This is a genomic window from Flavobacterium sp. Flavsp81, assembly GCF_059491325.1.
This window is the reverse complement of sequence record NZ_CP168505.1, coordinates 4,452,155-4,474,053: the sequence shown is the minus strand read 5'-3', so window position 1 is coordinate 4,474,053 and position 21,899 is coordinate 4,452,155. Positions and strand designations below refer to the sequence as shown.

At 33.6% G+C, this 21,899-nt stretch carries 18 protein-coding genes; 13 read left to right on the top strand and 5 right to left on the bottom strand.

Annotated elements, in window-relative coordinates:
• Positions 1 to 35: 35 nt before the first annotated feature.
• From porL to topA, 4 genes are all read right to left on the bottom strand, one after another.
• A complete protein-coding gene (gene porL / locus ACEN92_RS18875) occupies positions 36 to 683 on the bottom strand; it encodes a type IX secretion system motor protein PorL/GldL (RefSeq protein ID WP_495639874.1) in 648 nt (215 codons plus the stop codon).
• Between the two features lie 60 nt (positions 684 to 743).
• A complete protein-coding gene (gene porK / locus ACEN92_RS18870; RefSeq protein WP_495639873.1) occupies positions 744 to 2,144 on the bottom strand; it encodes a T9SS ring complex lipoprotein PorK/GldK in 1,401 nt (466 codons plus the stop codon).
• A gap of 260 nt (positions 2,145 to 2,404) precedes the next feature.
• Positions 2,405 to 3,556, bottom strand: coding sequence for a formimidoylglutamase (locus ACEN92_RS18865; protein ID WP_495639872.1), 1,152 nt, complete (start codon positions 3,554 to 3,556; stop codon positions 2,405 to 2,407).
• Between the two features lie 3 nt (positions 3,557 to 3,559).
• Positions 3,560 to 6,076, bottom strand: a complete 2,517-nt coding sequence (gene topA / locus ACEN92_RS18860; protein WP_495639871.1) for a type I DNA topoisomerase — start codon at positions 6,074 to 6,076, stop codon at positions 3,560 to 3,562.
• Between the two features lie 318 nt (positions 6,077 to 6,394).
• Here topA and ACEN92_RS18855 point away from each other — a divergent pair, with 318 nt between their 5' ends.
• The 10 genes from ACEN92_RS18855 (at position 6,395) to ACEN92_RS18810 (ending at position 16,861) form a co-directional block, all read left to right on the top strand.
• Positions 6,395 to 6,763 carry a 7(1) septoil knot domain-containing protein gene (locus ACEN92_RS18855; RefSeq protein ID WP_495639870.1) on the top strand — a complete coding sequence of 123 codons (369 nt, stop codon included), beginning with the start codon at positions 6,395 to 6,397 and terminating at the stop codon, positions 6,761 to 6,763.
• A 132-nt stretch (positions 6,764 to 6,895) separates the two neighbouring features.
• A complete protein-coding gene (gene miaB / locus ACEN92_RS18850; RefSeq protein ID WP_495639869.1) occupies positions 6,896 to 8,341 on the top strand; it encodes a tRNA (N6-isopentenyl adenosine(37)-C2)-methylthiotransferase MiaB in 1,446 nt (481 codons plus the stop codon).
• A gap of 99 nt (positions 8,342 to 8,440) precedes the next feature.
• Complete coding sequence (locus tag ACEN92_RS18845) at positions 8,441 to 8,812, top strand: GxxExxY protein (protein WP_495639868.1); 372 nt, start codon at positions 8,441 to 8,443, stop codon at positions 8,810 to 8,812.
• A gap of 60 nt (positions 8,813 to 8,872) precedes the next feature.
• Positions 8,873 to 10,132 (top strand): sigma-54 interaction domain-containing protein, encoded by a 1,260-nt coding sequence (locus ACEN92_RS18840; protein WP_495639867.1) that lies wholly within the window; start codon positions 8,873 to 8,875, stop codon positions 10,130 to 10,132.
• 98 nt (positions 10,133 to 10,230) lie between these two features.
• Positions 10,231 to 10,734 carry an LptE family protein gene (locus ACEN92_RS18835; RefSeq protein ID WP_495639866.1) on the top strand — a complete coding sequence of 168 codons (504 nt, stop codon included), beginning with the start codon at positions 10,231 to 10,233 and terminating at the stop codon, positions 10,732 to 10,734.
• Between the two features lie 74 nt (positions 10,735 to 10,808).
• Complete coding sequence (locus tag ACEN92_RS18830) at positions 10,809 to 11,771, top strand: tetratricopeptide repeat protein (RefSeq protein WP_495639865.1); 963 nt, start codon at positions 10,809 to 10,811, stop codon at positions 11,769 to 11,771.
• Between the two features lie 3 nt (positions 11,772 to 11,774).
• Positions 11,775 to 12,113: a preprotein translocase subunit SecG gene (gene secG, locus ACEN92_RS18825; protein ID WP_495639864.1), complete on the top strand. Its 339-nt coding sequence runs from the start codon at positions 11,775 to 11,777 to the stop codon at positions 12,111 to 12,113.
• 141 nt (positions 12,114 to 12,254) lie between these two features.
• Entirely contained in the window at positions 12,255 to 12,530 is a 276-nt protein-coding gene (locus ACEN92_RS18820; protein WP_007806577.1) for a co-chaperone GroES, read from the top strand.
• A gap of 85 nt (positions 12,531 to 12,615) precedes the next feature.
• Positions 12,616 to 14,244, top strand: a complete 1,629-nt coding sequence (gene groL, locus ACEN92_RS18815; protein ID WP_495639863.1) for a chaperonin GroEL — start codon at positions 12,616 to 12,618, stop codon at positions 14,242 to 14,244.
• Positions 14,245 to 14,503: 259 nt separating this feature from the next.
• Entirely contained in the window at positions 14,504 to 16,861 is a 2,358-nt protein-coding gene (locus tag ACEN92_RS18810) for a hypothetical protein (RefSeq protein ID WP_495639862.1), read from the top strand.
• Positions 16,862 to 17,006: 145 nt separating this feature from the next.
• Here ACEN92_RS18810 and ACEN92_RS18805 read toward each other — a convergent pair whose 3' ends face one another.
• Positions 17,007 to 18,539 (bottom strand): SulP family inorganic anion transporter, encoded by a 1,533-nt coding sequence (locus tag ACEN92_RS18805; RefSeq protein WP_495639861.1) that lies wholly within the window; start codon positions 18,537 to 18,539, stop codon positions 17,007 to 17,009.
• Between the two features lie 374 nt (positions 18,540 to 18,913).
• On the opposite strand from ACEN92_RS18805, the gene ACEN92_RS18800 reads away from it, so the two are divergent.
• From ACEN92_RS18800 to ACEN92_RS18790, 3 genes are read left to right on the top strand one after another with little or no spacing between them, the layout of a single operon-like run.
• On the top strand, positions 18,914 to 19,369 hold the full coding sequence (locus tag ACEN92_RS18800; RefSeq protein WP_495639860.1) for a hypothetical protein: 456 nt from the start codon (positions 18,914 to 18,916) through the stop codon (positions 19,367 to 19,369).
• A gap of 5 nt (positions 19,370 to 19,374) precedes the next feature.
• On the top strand, positions 19,375 to 20,511 hold the full coding sequence (locus ACEN92_RS18795) for a hypothetical protein (protein WP_495639859.1): 1,137 nt from the start codon (positions 19,375 to 19,377) through the stop codon (positions 20,509 to 20,511).
• Between the two features lie 38 nt (positions 20,512 to 20,549).
• Positions 20,550 to 21,356 carry a hypothetical protein gene (locus tag ACEN92_RS18790; RefSeq protein ID WP_495639858.1) on the top strand — a complete coding sequence of 269 codons (807 nt, stop codon included), beginning with the start codon at positions 20,550 to 20,552 and terminating at the stop codon, positions 21,354 to 21,356.
• Positions 21,357 to 21,899 lie beyond the last annotated feature (543 nt).

Genomic DNA, 21,899 nt, shown 5'->3' with positions numbered 1-21,899 from the left:
TTTATTAATAATTTTAATATATAGTTAAAAACTAATTATCCTTTGTTACTCATTGCAGAAAGCATACCACCATAAACATTGTTTAAAGAAGCGATATTTGCAGTCATAGATTGCATTTGCTCTTTTAATTTAGATGCATTATCAGCAATTTCATTGTTTGCTTGTGCGTTTCTTGAAGCACTTTCTAATTGTACTTTATATAAACTGTTTAATGATTCCATTTGAGCAGCAGCCATAGACATTTCTTCAGCATATTTCTTTTGTCCTGCAATAGAATCTACTGTTGGTGAAATTGCTTTTGCAGCTCCTTCGAAATTTTTAATACTGTTTCCTAAGCTTGACATTAATTCTCCGTCAATTTTAGCTTCTTTAAGCATTGCGTCTAATTTCTGAGACAACAATCCTTGCGCATCAGATGGAGTTTCAACTTTATCAACTTTCTTTTTTGCCTGACCATTAGCCAATTCAGGGTAAACCAGAGTCCAATCTAATTCATCTTCTACTGGTTCGAAAGCCGATAGTGCAAAAATTAACGCCTCTGTAACTAATCCTACTGAAAGCATTAGAGTACCTGTCAAAGGTCCAATCTCAAAGTGAGTAATTTTGAATAATGCTCCAATAATTACTACTGCCGCTCCCATACCATAAGCGAAATTCATTGCTTTTTTACTTAATAATGCCATAATAATACTTTTTTTTAGGTTTTAAATAGATTTGGATATTGAATTAAATTAATTTATTTATTATTTTTTGCTTCCAGTTACCTGAGTTCCCATATAATCCTGTACGGTTCTGAAACCAATATAACTTCTTGCAGAATCAGCATATTCATGATCACGAGTACCTACTTGTAAAAAATAAGCAACGTCTTTCCAAGAACCGCCACGAACAACTTTTCTTTGATTATTTCCATCAATAACGTTTGGATTCATTGTAGAAACATATTCATAAGCATTTGAATTGTAAGCTGAATCTGTCCACTCTGAAACGTTACCAGCCATGTTATATAAGCCATAACCATTTACTTCATATGACTTAGCTTCAACTGTATACAAAGCTTCATCAGCAGCATAATCTCCTCTGCTTGGTTTGAAGTTAGCTAAGAAACAACCTCTGTCACTTTTAGTATAAGGACCTCCCCAAGGATAAGTAGCAGATTCCAGACCTCCTCTTGCAGCATACTCCCATTCTGCCTCTGTTGGCAATCTGAAAGCATTTACTAAGTCACGTCCTTTTTTCTTAGATTTTATATAACTGTTTTTATTTAATGTTCTCCAAGCACAAAATGCTTTTGCTTGTTTCCATGTCACTCCAACTACAGGATAATCCCCATAAGCCTTATGCCAGAAGTAGTCATTGTGCATTGGTTCATTATAAGAGTAAGCAAAATCTTTAATCCAAACTGTTGTATCAGGGTAAACCTTTATTTCTTCAGTTTTCACGAAGTCTTTTCTTTTACCAACTTTAGCTTTTGCAGCAGCCTGAATATCCATCCAGGAATAACGGAATTTCAATTTATTCACATCAACAGTTCTCAAACCATTATATGATTCTTCTATTGGCAAATACATAGAATCCATTACTTCAGTGTAATATTCATCCGGATAAGCTTTAGTATCTTTTATTAATTTAACTTTTTTATTTAGTTTTCTTCCGGCATAAGGATCATCTTTTGTTCCAACACTATAGTAATTATCATACATATACTTATCGTAAGCCGTCATTTTATCCGGTTCAGAATCATTAAATGCATAATCAGCAATACTACCAGCATTTTTACCTTTACCTGTAGTACCTGCAGCAGATTTTTGTCCAGTTTCGTCAGCAAGAATAGCTAAACGAACTCTCATTGTAGAATCTCTTACCCATTCTACAAACTGACGATATTCAGAATTTGTGATTTCAGTTTCATCCATATAAAAAGAACGAACTGTTACAGTTTTTGTAGGAGCATCTTCTACAGCAGCCAAATCATCATCTGCTTTACCCATGATAAAAGATCCACCAGGAACCAATGTCATTCCATAAGGCTTTTCAGGATGCCATTTTCCTCCTTGCACACCTACTAATTCGCCTTTATCACCGGATTTACCACAGCCAATTACTAGTGTTAACATTGTCGCAAATGCAATAAACTTCTTCATATAAATTTGGGATTTCTATTCATTATTATAAGTCGTAAACGTATTTATTATTTTTTAAAAAAACAATACTATATCTATATTTATTTCAGGGCTCAAAATTAATGTTAAAAAAAATAAAAAAAAAATATTTTCTTAATAAACTGTGAAAAATAACCTTCATAAAACGTTAAATTTTGCGATTTATAGATTTATTTTCAATAAAAGCAACAAAGCAAAATCTTATTAAATCAAAAAATTAAGAGTTTTACTTACAAATATAATTACAAAGCATTTTTTCTTTGCGCTTTCCACCATCTTTCCGGTAATTCCTGATTACATGCGCATAAATATTCATCATAAGAACATGGTAACAACGTATTCCTTTTCAATTTATTGTTTCCATTTGACAAAAAGGGAATCTCAATCCACCAACGATCTGTTTTATCACTTTTATAAAAAATGAGTTCTTCATTTTCAAGCGGAACAATATATTTTAAATAAGTGGCTCTGCTTCCAAATGGATATTCTTTAGAACGATAATGATATCCTTCAATAAAATACCAAACTATTTGTGCAATTATAACAGATTCCGGCATCGTACTATTGTGATTAAAAATTCCAAATGTGGAAACTTTATCACTAATTCCGGCATATCTCGCCAAAGAACAAATCTCTTTTCCATTAAAACCATTCGGTTCAAAAGAAATAGTATTCCCCGAATCAGATGACTTTACTGAATTTAAATCAATACTGACTAAATCGGCATCTCTGAAAACCGGTTCTGCCAAAGTAATCTTATTCGAAATTTCACCTAAACGATAGGCATCAAAGAACAACTTTTCAATTAAATCGATTTCTTCCTGAGAATTGTAATATGTCTGATAACCAATATTACAATAGTTAAAAAGATTATTAGGCTCGTCAATTATGATTTTTGTCAGATAAGAATTAGCCGAAACCAATTCGTTTTCTTTACCAAAATCAAATTTATTATCAACAGAAACCATATTTACCATTTGCTCCAAATCGTCATAAGCACGATACAAAGCATAGGTCAAATCCTGGGAACCTCCCAGAACTATAGGAATAACTTTATTCTTAATTAAAGCAGCTGTTACTTTTTTGAGGGCAAAATAGGTGTCCTCTACTGATTCCCCAGCCAGAATATCACCCAAATCAGCAATAGAGGCATCCCAATTTCCGGGAAACATACCGTAAAGCTTTTTACGAACAGCCGTCAGGTTTACCTCATTAACAATATCAATATTTCTACGATCTTCTAAAACACCAACAACAGCAATATTTATTTTACTGATATCAGGGAATTGATCCTGGGTATGAAAAGCAATTTTACTACCCAATTCTTGTGAAGACAACGAACTAATGAATTTTAAAATCCCATCGTTAACCGGTTCCAGAAAATCAAATTCCATTTTTTATTTCTTTTTAGCAGCTGTTTTTTTAGCCGGAGCTTTCTTAGCGGTTGTTGCTTTCTTTGCCGGTGTCTTTTTCGTCGGTGTTTTTTTGGCAATCATCTCCTGAACCTCAGCTAATGTTAACTTTGCAGCATCAACATCTTTACTTAATTCAATTTTGATTTTACCTTTTGTAATCACTGAGCGTCCCCAACGTGCTTTTTCAACCAAAATCCCTTCATCCTCCCAATTATGGAGAACTTTATCTATATTTTTCTGTAATTTATCTTCAATCAGCTCTTCAACATCAGCTTGTGATAAATTATCAAAATCGTATTTTTTACTCACATTCACAAAAAGACCATTCCATTTAATGAAAGGACCAAAACGCCCTGTACCTTTCTGAACTGATTCCCCTTTGTAAACTGCAATCGGCGCATCTGCCAGCGCTTTTTCGTCAATTAACTCCTGAGCTCTTTCTTTAGAAACACCCAATGGATCTTCTCCTCTTGGTAAAGAAATAAAAACACTTCCGTGACGTACATAAGGACCATAACGACCATTACTTACTTCCACTTCTTCTCCCTTATAATCGCCTAAACTTTTAGGCAGTAAAAACAAGTTCAGTGCATCTTCTAATGTAATGTTTCCGATATTCTGATCAGCCATTAAACTGGCGAATTTTTTATCTTCATCATCTGCTTCTCCAATTTGAGCCATTGGGCCAAATTTCCCTAAACGAACAGAAACCTGCCTTCCATCAGCATCTTTTCCTAAAATTCTTTCTCCGCTTTCGCGTTCAGCATTAGCTTCAACCTCTTTAACATTTGGATGGAACTTATCGTAGAATTCCTGCATCATGGTTGCCCAATCAATATTTCCTTCAGCAATTTCATCAAAATCCTGCTCTACTTTTGCAGTAAAATTATAATCCAGGATATTTCCGAAATTCTTAACAAGGAAATCAGTGACAATAGTTCCGATATCTGTTGGAACTAATTTTCCTTTATCTGAACCTGTATTTTCTTTTAACAGCTTTTCTCCAACTTTACTATTTTGCAAAGTAAGTTGTGTATAATTACGTTCCTGACCTTCAAGAGTTCCTTTCTCAACATAATTTCTGTTGATGATAGTCGAAATAGTTGGTGCATACGTAGACGGACGGCCAATTCCTAATTCTTCCAGTTTTTTCACCAAAGAAGCTTCTGTATAGCGTGCAGGCGGTCTTGAGTATCTTTCTGTTGCCGTGATATAATTATTGGCTAATTTTTCATTTACTTTTAATGCCGGAAGCATTCCTTCCTGCTCCTCTTCGTCATCATCGTGACCTTCTAGATATACTTTCAGAAAACCTTCAAAAAGTAAAACTTCTCCAGAAGCAGTAAAGATTTCACTATGATTATTAGCTTCAATTTTTACGTTTGTTCTCTCTAACTGTGCATCACTCATTTGAGATGCCAAAGTTCTTTTCCAAATTAAATCATACAAACGCGCCTGATCACGATCAATGTTTACAGTATGGCGTGACATATCTGTCGGACGAATTGCTTCGTGCGCTTCCTGTGCTCCTTTACTTTTTGTGGCAAACGTTCGGGGTTTAGAAAATTCTTTCCCGTATGATTTTATAATTTCAGCCTCAGCAGCATCCCTAGCTTCTTTGGAAAGATTTACACTATCGGTTCTCATATAAGTAATAAGTCCCGCTTCGTATAAACGCTGAGCTAACTGCATTGTAATTCCAACCGGCAAATACAATTTTCTGGCTGCTTCCTGTTGAAGCGTAGAAGTTGTAAAAGGTGCTGTTGGAGATTTTTTGGTAGGTTTGGTTTCTAAATCTGCTACCTTATATACAGAACCGATATTTTGTTTTAGAAAATCTTCGGCTTCTTTTTTTGTATTGAAATTTTTTGGCAATTTAGCTTTAAAAGCTTTTCCGGCTTCATTCACAAATTCTGCTACAACTGAATAACTTGCAACTGCATTAAAATTCTGAATTTCGCGTTCTCTTTCTACAATCAGACGAACAGAAACCGATTGTACACGTCCTGCAGATAGTCCGCCTTTAATTTTTCTCCATAAAACCGGAGATAATTCATAACCTACCAAACGGTCTAAAACACGACGCGCTTGTTGGGCATTTACTAAATTATAATCAATCTCCCTTGGATTATCGATTGCCTTAAGAATCGCTGACTTGGTAATTTCGTGAAAAACAATTCGTTTGGTTTTTTTAGTATCTAATTTTAATTCTTCCGCAAGATGCCATGAAATAGCTTCCCCTTCGCGGTCCTCATCACTCGCTAACCAAACCATTTCGGCATTTTTAGCCAGTGTTTTCAATTTACTTACTAAGGCTTTTTTGTCTGAAGAAACTTCGTATTTAGGTTTGAATCCATTTTCTACATCTACTCCTATTTCCTTTGATGGCAAGTCGGCTATGTGACCATAACTTGACTCTACCTGAAAATCGCTTCCTAGAAATTTCTCTATCGTTTTCGCCTTTGCAGGTGATTCCACTATTACTAAATTCTTTACCATTGCTCTATTTTTCTGCAACAAAAGTAGAAGTTTTTTTTAAATATCAACCCTGATAATTTATTTTTAAGGTATTTTGATATTATGTTTCCAAAAATTGCACATTTATCGGTAATCATATCTATTATATATATAGGTATAATATTTAAGCCCTCAATAGAATATATAATACTATAAAACTACACTTCCACTTTATCCTAAATATTTTAATCAAGAAAAAATTTAAGCACATTTAAGAGTAATTCATCAATTTACGGGAAAATCTCTATATTTGATTTATAAACAATCTGCTTTGTTTTTACAGAAATTTAAAAAATATCTATGAGCAATAATATATTCCCAATTTTAAAGATTCACATCAACAAGCTTTCTTTTATCATTATTCTTCTTTTTAATATTTCTGTTAAAGCTCAAAAAGTATACGTTGTTGAATATGAAAATCAAGCAGATGTAAAAGCTTTTGTAGTAGAGTACGCCAACAATGCGGACTTAAAAGTGTACAAGGTCGAATATAGTAATCAGGCAGGAAATAATGACGGAAAATGGTTTTTTACTGAATACGGAAATCAGGCTGACAAAAAAATATTCTTTACACAATATGCAAATCAGGCTGATGTTAAAATATTTTATGTTGAATATTCAAATCAGACAGGTTGGAATGATGCTTCTAAAAAGAAGTTTTTCGAATAATATTATACTATTTGAATACTAAAATCCAGAATTACTATTCTATCCACAATTCTGAAAACATTGTTAATTCTTTATCTGACATCTTGTCACATTTATACCTTTTGCGTTATCTTTGCACTTTGAAATTACGCAATGGAAAAGATTATTGAAGAAAGCAAACAGGGCGAGAGTCTTGTTTTAGAAAATAAACCTGAGAATAGTAAAAAACTTTTTATAGAAAGTTACGGTTGTGCAATGAATTTTTCGGACAGTGAAATTGTAGCTTCGATTTTGTCCAAAGGCGGATACAACACTACTTCGGTTTTAGAAGAGGCTGATTTGGTCTTGGTTAATACCTGCTCTATTCGGGACAAGGCCGAACAAACTATCCGTAAACGTCTGGAAAAATATAATGCCGTAAAACGTATTAATCCAAAAATGAAAGTAGGCGTTTTGGGCTGTATGGCCGAGCGTTTGAAAAGTCAGTTTTTGGAGGAAGAAAAAATAGTCGATCTTGTTGTTGGACCTGATGCTTATAAAGACTTACCTAATCTATTGGCTGAAGTTGAAGAAGGCCGCGACGCAATTAATGTAATTTTATCGAAAGAGGAAACCTACGGAGATATTTCGCCGGTTCGCTTAATGAGCAACGGAATTACTGCTTTGGTTTCGATCACGCGTGGCTGCGATAATATGTGTACATTTTGCGTTGTGCCTTTTACACGCGGACGTGAGCGCAGCCGTGAACCTCAAAGTATCATGAAGGAAATTCAGGACTTGTGGGACAAAGGTTTTAAGGAAATTACACTTTTGGGTCAGAACGTTGACAGCTACCTTTGGTACGGAGGTGGTTTGAAAAAAGATTTTGTAAGCGCTTCTGAAATGCAAAAAGCAACTGCGGTAGATTTTGATCAATTGCTTGAAATGGTTGCAGTTGGTTTCCCAAAAATGCGAATCAGATTTTCGACTTCTAATCCGCAGGATATGCACGAAAGTGTTTTGCATGTTATCGCAAAACATCCTAATATCTGTAAGCACATTCACTTACCGGTACAATCAGGAAGTAACAGAATTTTAAAAGAAATGAATCGTCTGCACACACGTGAAGAATACATGACCTTGATTGATAAAATCAGAAAAATTATTCCGAATGCTTCGATTTCTCAGGATATGATCGCCGGTTTTCCAACAGAAACTGAGCAAGATCACCAGGATACAATGAGTTTAATGGAATATGTAAAGTATAATTTCGGCTATATGTATTCATACTCTGAGCGTCCCGGAACTTTGGCCGGAAGAAAAATGAAAGATGATGTTCCGGAAGAAACCAAAGCCAGAAGATTACAGGAAATTGTTGATTTACAACAAAAACACGCCTGGTTCCGTTCTGAAGAATTCGTGGGACAAATTGTAGAAGTTTTGGTTGAAAAAGTTTCTAAAAAATCTAAAGAAGAATTCTCGGGAAGAAACTCTCAAAGTATTACGGTAGTTTTCCCAAAAGAAAATTATAAAATTGGTGATTTTGTTAACGTAAAAATCGAAAGCTGTACTTCGGGAACATTAAAAGGAAAAGCGGTTGGATATTCAGATATGAATTAAAGTTTTTGCCACGAATTTCACGAATTATCTCTAATTTTTTTTCTTTATTATTGTAAGAATTAAACTAATTTTATAATTCAGGGGATTTAAAAGCAAAATATGGAATTATACAGGAGAGAAGAATATTTCAAAATTATAGGTATTTGTATGGAAGTTCATAGAATACTTGGAGGAGGACTTCTTGAAATTGTTTATAAAGATGCTTTAGAATATGAATTTAATAAACATAATATTCCATTTGAACGAGAAAAAGAATACAATATTCAATACAAAGATATTGTTTTGGCACATAAGTTCTATGCTGATTTTGTAGTTTATGATGAAATCATTTTAGAAATAAAAGCATCAAAAGATATCATTGATCAACACACCGCTCAAACAATAAATTATTTAAAACTAGCAGATAGTGGTTTAGGGATTATAGTCAATTTTAACAATAAATCTCTGCAACATAAAAGAGTTGTTCATTAACCCAATTTCAAAAAAATTAGAGATAATTCGTGAATTCGTGGCAACAGATAAAATAAATACATGGAAACAGTTCAAGCAATAAAACAACGATTTGAAATCATAGGGAATGACCAAAAATTAAATCGCGCCATTGAAAAAGCCATTCAGGTTGCTCCTACTGATATTTCAGTAATGGTAACCGGGGAAAGTGGTGTTGGTAAAGAAAATATTCCGAGAATTATACATTCGCTTTCACACAGAAAACATGGTAAATATATTGCCGTAAACTGCGGAGCTATTCCGGAGGGAACAATTGACAGCGAACTTTTTGGTCACGAAAAAGGAGCCTTTACGGGGGCAACAAGCACGCGTGAAGGGTATTTTGAAGTGGCTGACGGCGGAACAATCTTTCTGGATGAAGTTGGTGAATTACCTCTAACAACTCAGGTAAGACTACTTCGTGTGCTTGAAAATGGAGAATTTATAAAAGTAGGTTCGTCTCAGGTTCAGAAAACAAATGTGAGAATCGTTGCTGCGACCAACGTGAATTTATTCAATGCGATCGAAAAAGGAAAATTCCGTGAGGATTTGTACTATCGTCTGACTACTGTCGAAATTACTTTACCGCCATTGCGCGAAAGAAATGAAGATATTCATTTGTTGTTCAGAAAATTTGTTGCCGATTTTGCGCATAAATATAAAATGCCTCCATTAAGACTAGACGATGACGCAGTACAGCTTTTGCAAAAATTCAGATGGAACGGAAATATTCGTCAGCTGCGAAATGTGGCTGAGCAGATTTCGGTTTTAGAAACCAATCGTGATATTACACTAGCAACTTTAAAATCGTATTTACCTATGGAAGGAACCAATTTGCCTTCTGTAATTAACGACAAGAAAAAAGACAGTGATTTCAGTACCGAAAGAGACATTCTTTATAAAGTGCTTTTTGACATGAAAAGTGATTTGAATGATTTGAAAAAACTCACTTTAGAATTAATGAAAAACGGTTCATCAAAAGTGCAGGATATTAATCCGAATTTAATTCAGAAAATATATGGCTCTCAGGAAAATGACAGCGAAATAGATTTTGAAGAACAGCCAAGAACAGCAGTCATGACGCCGGCAACGCGTGAAGATAATTATCATATACAAGATGACAATAATTATCTGGACGCCGAAACGATTGAGGAGGAAGAAATTTTGCGCCTGGAACAAAAAGAAATCGAAATGATTAAAAAATCACTAGAAAAAAATAAAGGAAAAAGGAAAGCTGCCGCTGATGAATTAGGAATTTCTGAAAGAACTTTATATCGAAAAATCAAACAATTTGATTTGTAGTTTTCCACAAAGATATTGTGAAGTAAAATGAATTAATCCAAAATGAATATCTTTGACCGAGCGTTAGCCAACTGATGAAGCAATTCTTAAAATAAAAAATGAAAAACTTAAAATATATATTTATTCTCCTAATAGCTGCAACTTTCAACAGTTGTTCTGTTTATAACTTTACAGGTGCGGCACCAATTGATGGAAAAACATTCCAGGTGAACTTTTTTCAGAATAATGCCGATTTAATTGAGCCGGGTATCGATAGAGATTTCACATTAGCTTTGCAGGATTTAATTCAAAATCAAACTAACTTAAATTTAGTAAGTACTGGAGGCGACTTAGTTTATGAAGGTGAAATTACAGAATACCGAATTACGCCTATGACGGCTACAGCAGATCAGCAAGCTTCGCAGAACCGTTTAACAATTCGTGTAAATGTTCGTTTTGCAAATAAAAATAAAGAAACGGATGACTTTGAAAAACCATTCGAATTTTATTATGATTACCCTGCACAATCACAACTTGTAGGAACTGTTTTAAACGAAGCAATTAAAGTTATATTCGAAAGAATAACCCAGGACATTTTTAACGAGTCATTGGCAAAATGGTAGTTTTTCATTTTACTATTAAATAGTTGCACAAAATGATTAACTAGCAAAAACCATCGATTAAAGAAAATAATATAATGAATGTAGATGATTATATTTACCTAATTAATAAACCTGATGCTATTAAGGAAAAGCATGCAGATGCCTTAGGTACTGTTTTGAATGAATTTCCGTATTTTCAAAGTGCGAGAGCATTGCGATTAAAAGGACTTTACAATCAAAAAAGTTTTAAGTATAATTATGCATTAAAAGTTACAGCGGCCCATACTACTGATCGTGCAGTTTTGTTTGACTTTATAACTTCTGACACTTTTACTCCCATTCAAAAAGAATATTACGATAAAAAACTTCGTGAACTCCTTAATATTACCGTTTTTGACAGTGAAATTATTTCATGCGAAGAAATTAAAGAAACACCCGATGTACGGATTGATCCAATCGAACAGTCGATTTTAACCTCCATAAAAGAAGCTACAGCAGTTGTTTTTGAACAACCTGAAAAAGTCATAGAAGAGCCGGAAATAATTGAAGAACCGGTAAAAATTGCTAAAGTTGAAGAAGTTAAGAAAGTTGAAGAAGACCTCGAAATCAACAAACCTTCAGATTTTTTAATCAATGAAAAACATTCTTTTCAGGAATGGCTCCAATTATCCAGAACACAACCTATTGACAGAACGAACGAAATCCCTGCAGAAGAAACAAAACAAATTAAAAGTATTCCTGACCCTGTTGTAGAAATAATAGAAGAAGAAAAAAAGAAAAAAGCAGAGATAATTGATAAGTTTATAGAAAACAATCCTAAAATTTCACCTGTTAAATCCGGTTCACCTGTTGCTTCCATTCAATTAGACATTAATAAAGGTGATAATTCTTATTTAATGACAGAGACATTGGCCAAAGTATATTTAGAACAAAAAAAATATACAAAAGCAATACAAGCATATGAAATATTAATTTTGAAATATCCAGAAAAAATTAGTTTCTTTGCAGACCGTATTTCGGATATAAAGATTTTACAACAAAATAACAATAATAATTAAGCAATGAGCACATTTTCAATTTTTTTAGTTTTAATCACAATAGTTTGTTTTCTATTGATCGTAGTAATTATGGTTCAAAACCCTAAAGGAGGAGGATTGTCTTCTACTATCAGCGGAACTCAAATGTTAGGCGGAGTACAAAAAACAACTGACTTTTTAGACAAAAGTACCTGGACATTAGCTACTATTCTGATTGCTTTAATTTTGCTTTCAAGCTTAAGCTTCACAGGATCATTAAGTGATACCGACTCTAAAATTATTGAAAAAACTGAAGCTCCTGCTAACACACCAGTTGCTCCGGTACAACAAGCACCTGCTCCGGCAACCCCTGCAGCAAAATAATAATTTTGATATAAAATTGAAATGCCAGCCTGTCAAAGCTGGCATTTTTTTTAGGAAATAATGTCAGTTTTATAAGCATGGCATAATTTCTGAAAGTTCATTGAACATTAAAAAAAGTATAACTAATAATAATATAAAATCATGACTTTAAACATTAAACCGCTTTCAGACCGCGTACTTATTGAGCCTGTTGCTGCTGAGACTAAAACTGCGTCAGGGATTTTTATTCCGGATACTGCCAAAGAGAAACCACAAAAAGGAACTGTTGTTGCAGTAGGAAACGGATCTAAAGATCACACTATGACCGTAAAAGTTGGCGATACTGTTCTTTATGGTAAATATGCAGGAACAGAATTAAAACTTGAAGGAACTGATTATTTGATTATGCGTGAGGATGATATCTTAGCAATAATCTAAAAAAAAATAAGTATTAAGCTCTGAGTATTAGAATTAAGTACACAGTAACTTGAAACAAATAAAACATTAAACAAAATTTAAAGAAATGGCAAAAGATATAAAATTTGATATTGAAGCACGTGACGGATTAAAACGTGGTGTTGATGCATTAGCAAATGCTGTAAAAGTAACTCTTGGACCTAAAGGTCGTAACGTAATTATCGGAAAATCTTTTGGTGGACCAACAGTTACTAAAGATGGAGTTTCGGTTGCAAAAGAAATCGAATTAAAAGATCCATTAGAAAATATGGGAGCGCAAATGGTTAAAGAAGTAGCTTCTAAAACCAATGATTTGGCCGGTGACGGAACTACAACTGCTACTGTTTTGGCTCAAGCCATCGTAAAAGAAGGTTTAAAAAACGTTGCTGCAGGAGCAAATCCAATGGATTTGAAACGTGGTATCGATAAAGCTGTTGAAGCTATCGTTGCTGACTTGGCAAAACAAGCTAAAGTAGTTGGAAGTGATTCTGATAAAATCAAACAAATTGCTTCTATCTCTGCAAATAATGACGAAGTGATTGGTGAATTAATCGCTACTGCTTTCGCCAAAGTAGGTAAAGAAGGTGTAATTACTGTTGAAGAAGCCAAAGGAACTGACACTTTCGTTGATGTTGTTGAAGGTATGCAGTTTGACAGAGGATATCTTTCTCCTTACTTCGTAACAAACCCGGAGAAAATGGAAGTTGAATTAGACTCTCCTTACATCTTATTATACGACAAAAAAGTTTCTTCTTTAAAAGAATTATTACCGGTATTAGAGCCAGTTGCACAATCAGGAAAACCATTATTGATTATCGCTGAAGATGTTGACGGAGAAGCTTTATCTACATTAGTAGTAAACAAATTAAGAGGTGCTCTTAAAATTGCTGCTGTAAAAGCTCCTGGTTTTGGAGACAGAAGAAAAGCAATGTTAGAAGATATCGCAATCCTAACCGGTGGAACTGTAATTTCTGAAGAAAGAGGATATACTTTAGAAAACACTACCATCGAAATGTTAGGAACTGCAAAAAGAGTTTCTATCGATAAAGACAACACTACAATTGTTAGCGGTGCCGGTGAAGCTGATATTATCAAAAACAGAGTAAACCAAATTAAAGGTCAGATGGAAACTACGACTTCTGATTATGATAAAGAAAAACTACAGGAGCGCTTGGCTAAATTAGCCGGAGGTGTTGCTGTTCTTTATGTTGGTGCAGCTTCTGAAGTTGAAATGAAAGAGAAAAAAGACAGAGTAGACGATGCATTACACGCAACCCGTGCAGCTGTTGAGGAAGGAATCGTTGCTGGTGGTGGTGTTGCTTTATTAAGAGCAAAAGCTGCTTTAACAGGCATTAAAGCAGACAACGCTGACGAAGCTACCGGAATTCAGATTGTTTCCCGTGCGATTGAATCTCCATTGAGAACTATCGTTGAAAATGCAGGTCTTGAAGGTTCTGTAGTGGTAGCTAAAGTTGCTGAAGGTTCTGGTGATTATGGATATAATGCCAAAACTGATGAGTATGTAGATATGCTAAAAGCAGGAATTATCGATCCTAAAAAAGTAACTCGTGTAGCATTAGAAAATGCAGCTTCTGTTGCCGGAATGATCTTAACTACAGAGTGTGCCTTAATTGATATCAAAGAAGAAAGTGCCGGAGGAATGCCAATGGGCGGCGGTATGCCGGGAATGATGTAATATTCCCGTTTAAAACCAATATATTAAAATCCGTTTACCAAAAAGTAAACGGATTTTTTTGTGTTCTTAATATTAGCTTTCAAAATTTGAAACAGAAATAATTATTTATCATTATAATCATTTTTAACAAATTACTTTGGATTTTGATTGTTTTTAAACAAAAGAATTATGAATGCTTTAACTGTGGCAAATTGTTATTGCATTTAAATTTATAGGCTGATTTACTTAACATCATTACTGGCTTAAACATTTCTTTTGTATGAAACTAATCATCAGATTTTTCAGTTTACTCTTTTGTTTACAATCTTTTTCTCAAGCCGTTAGCAATCAGGATCAAATAAAGAATTACATCAATACTTATTTTCATTATGACAGAGAAAATATCCATGTACAATTCAACAAAAATATTTATGTAAACAATGAAAATGTCTTTTTCAAGGGATATCTCTTCAGCAAAAACAATAATGCACCAAACATAAACACTACAAATGTTGAATTAGTAGTTTATGATCAACAACAGCAAATCATTCAAAAACAATTACTTTTTGCAGAGCACGGCACTTTTGCAGGCGGAATTCATCTGAATGAAAAATTTAAGCCCGGCAAATATTATTTTCATTTTTATACCAATTGGATGAATAACTTTAAGGAAGATGATTCTTTTAATCAAACAATTGAAATCATTAATAAAAATGAACCTTATCATTTTGAAACTAATGAGCCTGACTGGAAAACAGCAGAAATAAGTTTATTTCCGGAAAGTGGCGCCATATTAAATGATATCATTAATACTGTTGGAATTAAAATTAAAGATTGCAACGGAAAAGGAATAGAAATAACAGATGGTGTTATACTGGACTCCAAATCAAATGAAGTCGCAAACTTTCACACTAACAAAATGGGAAATGGTGTTTTTTATTTAAAGGCAGATTTAAACGAAAAATATACCCTAAAAATAAACTCTGACAAATTAAAAATTTCCCAGCCGCTTGGCAAAGTTCAGGAAACAGGAATTATTTTGAGTTATAATAATAATTTAGCCAAAAACAATTTGCTCGTTGTCCTTAAAACGAATGAAAAAGGGCTTGAATTATACCAAAACAAAAAGTTTACCCTGCTTATTCAGCAAGATGGAAACTCTATGCAGCAGGAAATCACTTTCGACAATAAGAAAACGGAACAACCCTTCTTTTTTGATAAAAAATATTTATCAAATGGAGTTAATGTTATTCGGGTAATTGATGAAAACCTAAATGAAGTTACCGAAAGATTAGTATATATTGACAGTAATATTCCTTTGACAACATTAGAAGCAAAGGCAATGCCTAACGACAGCATTGTATTATCAGGGAAGACGGAAATCAGCAAAGCCAATTTAAGCATCAGTATACTTCCTGAAAAGAATGCTTGTGTAAATCAAAAAAAATCAATTTTGGGCACTTTTTATCTGAATGCCTATTTAGACAAACCCGAAACTGATACTTATGCTTATTTTAATCCTGACAACAAAACCCGAAAACAGGATATAGAACTTTTAATGCTCAACCAGAACAAAGGCAAGTTTCTGTGGGAAAACATTAAATCTGATCCGCCAAAAATTAATTATCAATTTGAAAAAGGAGTTACGGTAAGCGGTAAAATAGAAAAAGAACTGAAACCGAATTCGAAAAATAAAATTTCCCTTATTTCATTAAAAGGTAATTTATTTGAAGAAACAACTATAGACCGGAATAATGATTTTAAATTCGAACATCTTTTTGCCCAGGATTCTACTGTTCTGGCGATACAAATGGTAAATGAAAAAAATGTCACCATATTCACTAAAATAGAAGCCCGGGTTTCCAGAACCGAACCCCGGTTTATTCTTGGTCCTGCGTTTGAAAAAACGATTTGCCCCACATTGAAAAACCCTGACAATGTTTTCACTTTTAATACACTAAAACCGGAAGAGAAAGCTGTTGAATTGAAGGGGGTAGCCATAACAAACAATTTCAAAAAAGAAATTTTTACTCATAAGAACGATATGAGTTCCAGTGCGAGGGCTTATAAAATCAAAGATGGTGACTACGGAACTGTTTTAAATTTCTTAACGTCGAACGGATATAAAACAGGCATCAACCCAAGTGACAATAGCGTGTATGTACGAAACGGCAGAAGTTCTTACCTGGGTGACTCTGCAGGTTCACCATCAATATATATAGATAATTTTTTACTGTTCGATTTTAATCAGTTATTCAATCTTACTTTAGATCAGATAGATGAAATTTATATCGATCAGACCGGCAACTCAGATGTTACGGCCATGGGAAGCGGTACTATTAAAATCTTCATGAAAAAAGGAGTAAAAAATGATTATTTCAAAGTAAAATTTACTTCATTAATCGTAACCAAAGGTTTTGCACAAAACATAAAGTATACAACCCCTGTATTAGAAAACCAGGAGGAGTTTAATTATTTCGGTACGCTGAACTGGTCACCAGACATAGATTTAAAAGACCATTCAGACTTTCAGGTAAAATTCCCTAAAAACAATCAAAAAGAAATTCAGGTACTAATAGAAGGATTTTCGGAAGAAGGGCAATTAATTTCAGAAGTTAGGAAAATCCCTGTTCTTTAGTCCTCAATTTATTCCTTAGATTAACCCATTATTGGATGTAATTCAAAATAGGTGTCATCCTGAGTGGAGTCGAAGGCTTTTTACATGGAAAGGGCTTCGACTCCACTCAGCCTGACAATGATTCCTGTATAAATTCGTTTAGCAGTTACTCCGAAACCACTTTATATTTAGGATCTTCAATCACATTTACATTAATTACGGCATCAGCATTTTTGAGCAATATTCTGCAATCGGGACTCAGATGTTTCAGTTCGATTGTTTTGTTTAACTGACTGTACTTTTTCGTCAAATTATTAAGGGCTTCAATGGCCGACATATCGGCTACACGGCTTTCCTTAAAATCGATTATCACATGATCGGGATCATTCTGTATATCAAACTTTTCCATAAAAATGGCCACAGAACCAAAAAATAAAGGGCCGTAAATTTGATAATGCTTTACTCCTTCTTCATCAATAAAATGTCTGGCGCGGATTCTTTTGGCACTCTCCCATGCAAAAACCAATGCCGAAATAATTACTCCAATCAAAACCGCCAAGGCCAGATTATGCAATAAAATAGTAATTACGGCGACCAAAATTCCAACAAAAATATCATGTTTTGGCATTTTGTTTATGACTTTGAAACTCGCCCACTCAAATGTAGTAATCGCGACCATCATCATAACTCCGACTAGTGCTGCCATTGGTAATTTTCCGATTACAGGAGCTCCAAAAAGTATGATTACTAAAATAGTCAGGGCAGCAATGATTCCCGAAAGTCTGGCTCTTGAACCAGCGCCGAGATTTACCAGTGTCTGGGCAATCATCGGGCAGCCTCCCATTCCGAAGAAGAAACCGTTTAAGATATTCGAACTTCCCTGCGCGATACATTCACGATTGCTGTTTCCGCGTGTTCCGGTAATTTCGTCCACCAGATTTAATGTCAGCAAGCCTTCGGTTAAACCAACCGCTGCAACAATTACTGAATATGGAAATATTACTTTGAAAGTTTCAAAAGAAAAACGAATATTCGGAATATGAAACGGAGGAAAACCGCCTTGTACAGAAGCAATATCCTGAACTGTTTTGGTTTCGATATTAAACAAAAGCACGATTACAAAAACCACCATTATCGCAACCAAAGACGCCGGAACTGCTTTTGTGATTTTAGGGAAAAGCAAAACAATACTAATCGTCAATGCAACCAAACCCAGCATAATATACAAAGGTGTTCCTTGCAGCCACGAAACCTGACCATTGACAACCGTTTTAAATTGTTCTAATTGCGACATAAAAATAACAACCGCAAGACCATTTACAAAACCAAACATTACAGGCTGTGGCACGAGTCTGATAAATTTTCCGAGTTTAAAAAGACCGATACAGATTTGCACAATTCCGCCAAGCGCTACGGCTGCAAACACATATTCTATTCCGTGTGATTTCATCAAAGCAATCAAAACAATCACGGTAGCTCCTGCTCCACCGGAAATCATTCCCGGTCTGCCGCCAAATATTGCTGTAACCAAACCTGCAATAAAAGCGGCATATAAACCAACCAAAGGAGGAAATCCAGCCAGAATTGCAAAAGACAAAGATTCAGGAATCATCGTCATGGCAACAGTTAAACCGGCTAAAATTTCGTTTTTATAATTTACTTTTTGCGAAAAGTCGAAGAGTTGGAAAGCTTTTTTCATAAGAGGGCAAATTTAGGGAATTTGGTGATTAGAAAATGAGATAATTTGAGAATTAGATAATATGTAGCGTAATTCTAATCTATCAAAAATTGTTACTGTGCAAGAAATACGAGATTTTTATTGGATAGTTTTTAAGTAGAATTTCTTAGTCTAAAAACATACAAAAATCCTAACTTTAATTAGTTAGGACTTTTTGTAATAAAAACCCGTATAAATACGCATTGTTTTTTTTTAAAATAGTGGTAATCTTGTTAAATATGTTAAAATAAAGTTAATGCCACGGGCAAATAATTTAAGTCTATTTAAAGCGAATAAAAACCTCGGAAGCCGAAAAGAGAAATATAGAGTAGGCAAAATTTAAAATTTTAAGAATTATGATTTACGTCAAAACTTCAAGAAATCAGTATTTAAATTATGCTGAGTACAATATTGGAAATAATAATGTAATCCAAATCGAATTTGAATTTAGATTTCCGGCTAATTTACCAAATAGTCTCACTCCACTTTTAACAACTGTCAATTTATATGATAGTTCGTATACCAGTTTAGAATTTATTAATCCTGGCAAAGTAGATATATCTGTAAATAATTTAAATGTAAATAAAAATGGAGAAAAACTTTTTCATCTTTTTTTTCAAACAGATTTTGCGATTAATAACACAGCGGGGGATCGAGAAGAATTGGAAAAAATACTGAAAGAATGCGTAACGACTTATACCATTTCAGGAGGTCAGGATGGCACTAAAAGATACAGTCTCTATGATAGTGTTTCAATTTCAGGAGATAAATTACAGCTTTTTATGTTTAAACAAATTGAACTAAAAAAATAAAAACTATGAAAAATATTTACTCCATAATGGTAATATTACTATGTACTTGTGTGAGTTATTCACAGATAGAAAAAGAAAAATTTAACCTAAAGAGTTTAAGAATACCTGGATCTCCAGCTTTGGTTTTATTGGACAAATCATTTTCTTCAACTGAAACCACATCGTCCAATAATGAAATAAATGCCAATTTAGTTAATATTAAAGACAATACGGTTGAAATTACTCCATATTGGCTTAATAAAGAAAAAAAGACTTTTAATATGAAAGAATATTACGGAGTCTATTATGACGCTGCTAATAATCTCACTAAAAATTGTTTTTCAAATTTAAAACGTATAGCTATTTCTGCCGCTTATGCACCAACCGATACTTTGACAACTTTATCGCTTGGAATAAGAAGTAACATTATAAATTTAAAGAATTTAAAAAGGATAAAAGATAACAATCTTGCCTACAAAAATTATGTTGATGCAAGAGAAAAATACATTAATGAAATTGCTTCTGGAGATAAAATGACAAGGTTCGCAAAAGAAATAAGTACCGGTATTGCTCCCTCTGAAGCAAAAACAAAGCTTTACGATGAATTTGATAATGTAATTAATACTAACGGTGTTACTAATAAGGATGATAAAGCAAAAATATTAGATAAAATTCAAAATAATTACAACAACCCTATTTTTAGTCTGGATGCAGCTGCAGCTGTAAGTACATCCTTCAAAGATAATGAAAGTAGTTCAGGCAGATTAGGTAGATCCGGTGTTTGGATAAGCTGCCAACTAGCTCTTCCATTGGATAATTCGAGCGATAATTTTTTAAATATTAATGGATTGGGCAGAGTACTTAATGATAAAACCCTCTTTGACATTACAACAAATACATATAAGGAAAGTAATTATTATGATGTTGGATCAAAATTGGAATTTCAATTCAAGACTTTGGCAATATCTGGAGAATATTTAAACAGAAGTGGAGATATAAAAGACCACAAATTAGTTGGGATAATTGAATATAAAGTAAATGATTCCCTATTTTTATCAGGAGGCTATGGTAAAAACTTTGATAATCCTGCAACTGGAAACCTGATAACTTTATTTGGATTAAAATGGGGATTATTCAAACAAAGACAAGTGACATTACAATAAATTAAGCCACTAAAATTATTTAATATTTAAAAAAAATCATGAAAACAACAGTAGAATGGGTAAATATTTTGGCTTCAATATATGTTGCTTTACCAATAGTAGTTACAATAACCATAATGATACTTTATCTTTTAGGAAAAGCCATTTCTAAAGAATCTATAGATAAGTTATTGGAATTCGGTAAATGGTATATGGTAGCCGTTGCCATAGTATTTTTTGGAAAATTATTAGATTCGAGCTTTACCGATAGGGAAACAAGTATAAAGGAAATTGCTATTTATGAAAAATATGCCACTAATATTATGGAAGCAGATAGTATCGAAAAAAGGTGGAAACTTACTGAATACTTTGCGGCTGTTACTCCATCCGAAAAGCTAAGGGAGCGATGGGAAGCCTATAAAGCAATCATAAAGCCAGAGTATGATACCTTGCTAGCCCTTAAAAAACGACAAAGTGAAATATTGGCCTCTGCAAAAACCCTAACCCCTGCATTAAAGACAGAACTTCTAATGATACAGGAAAAGAAAAATGCACTTAATGTGAGTTTAATCAGCAGCAGTTCTTCTACTACAGAAAATTATGTTATTGTCTTTACTGCTGACGCCAACCTGTCACAAGCTCAATTTGAGAATAATAAACTCAAAAAAGCAGGAATAACTGATGCAATTATCGTTAATGTAGGGAAGCTTTTCTTTAATATTTCAAAAGATTATATTTCAAAAGGCGAAGCTTCTTCAATGCTTGATGCATTCAGAAGCAAAGTCAGAGGTGATGCATATATTACAAGCTCAGGAAAATTCTGTAAAAGCAAGATAAACAAAGGCGATTATTTTAGTTGCAAATAATAATTGAGATATCAAAAAATTGAACCCAAAGTACCAATTGAAGTTTGGGTCTCCAAGTAGTTTAGTCTATTTATTTAAATGCAACTATTCAAAATCCTTGAAATACTAATTGCAACAGCATTAGTCTATTTTCTTTTCAGTACACTCGTTTAGTTAATTTTCTAATGGTGGTTAGCAAAAGGGGATATTAACAGATTGAACAAATCCCATTTAACCTTTATACAATTTTCCTAAAATAAACCAGTCCCGATAACTTCTAAATTTACATAGAAACTATCGGGATTATATTTTATCATTAAAAACTAAATATTCAACACTATCCGTAATCAGAAATTTAGTTCTCCTGCGTTCCGCAAAGAGTTCTCATAAAAGTTCCAAAAAGTCTCTGACTTTTGCGCTTTTTTTGCGAATGTTTTTATTACTCTTAACTAAACAATAGGAATTACTGGGAAAATACTAATACTTAACTCATGATGGTTTTATTTGTTGATTTAATAAAAACACGTATAAATACGCATTGTTTCGTTTTTATTTATTGCTACA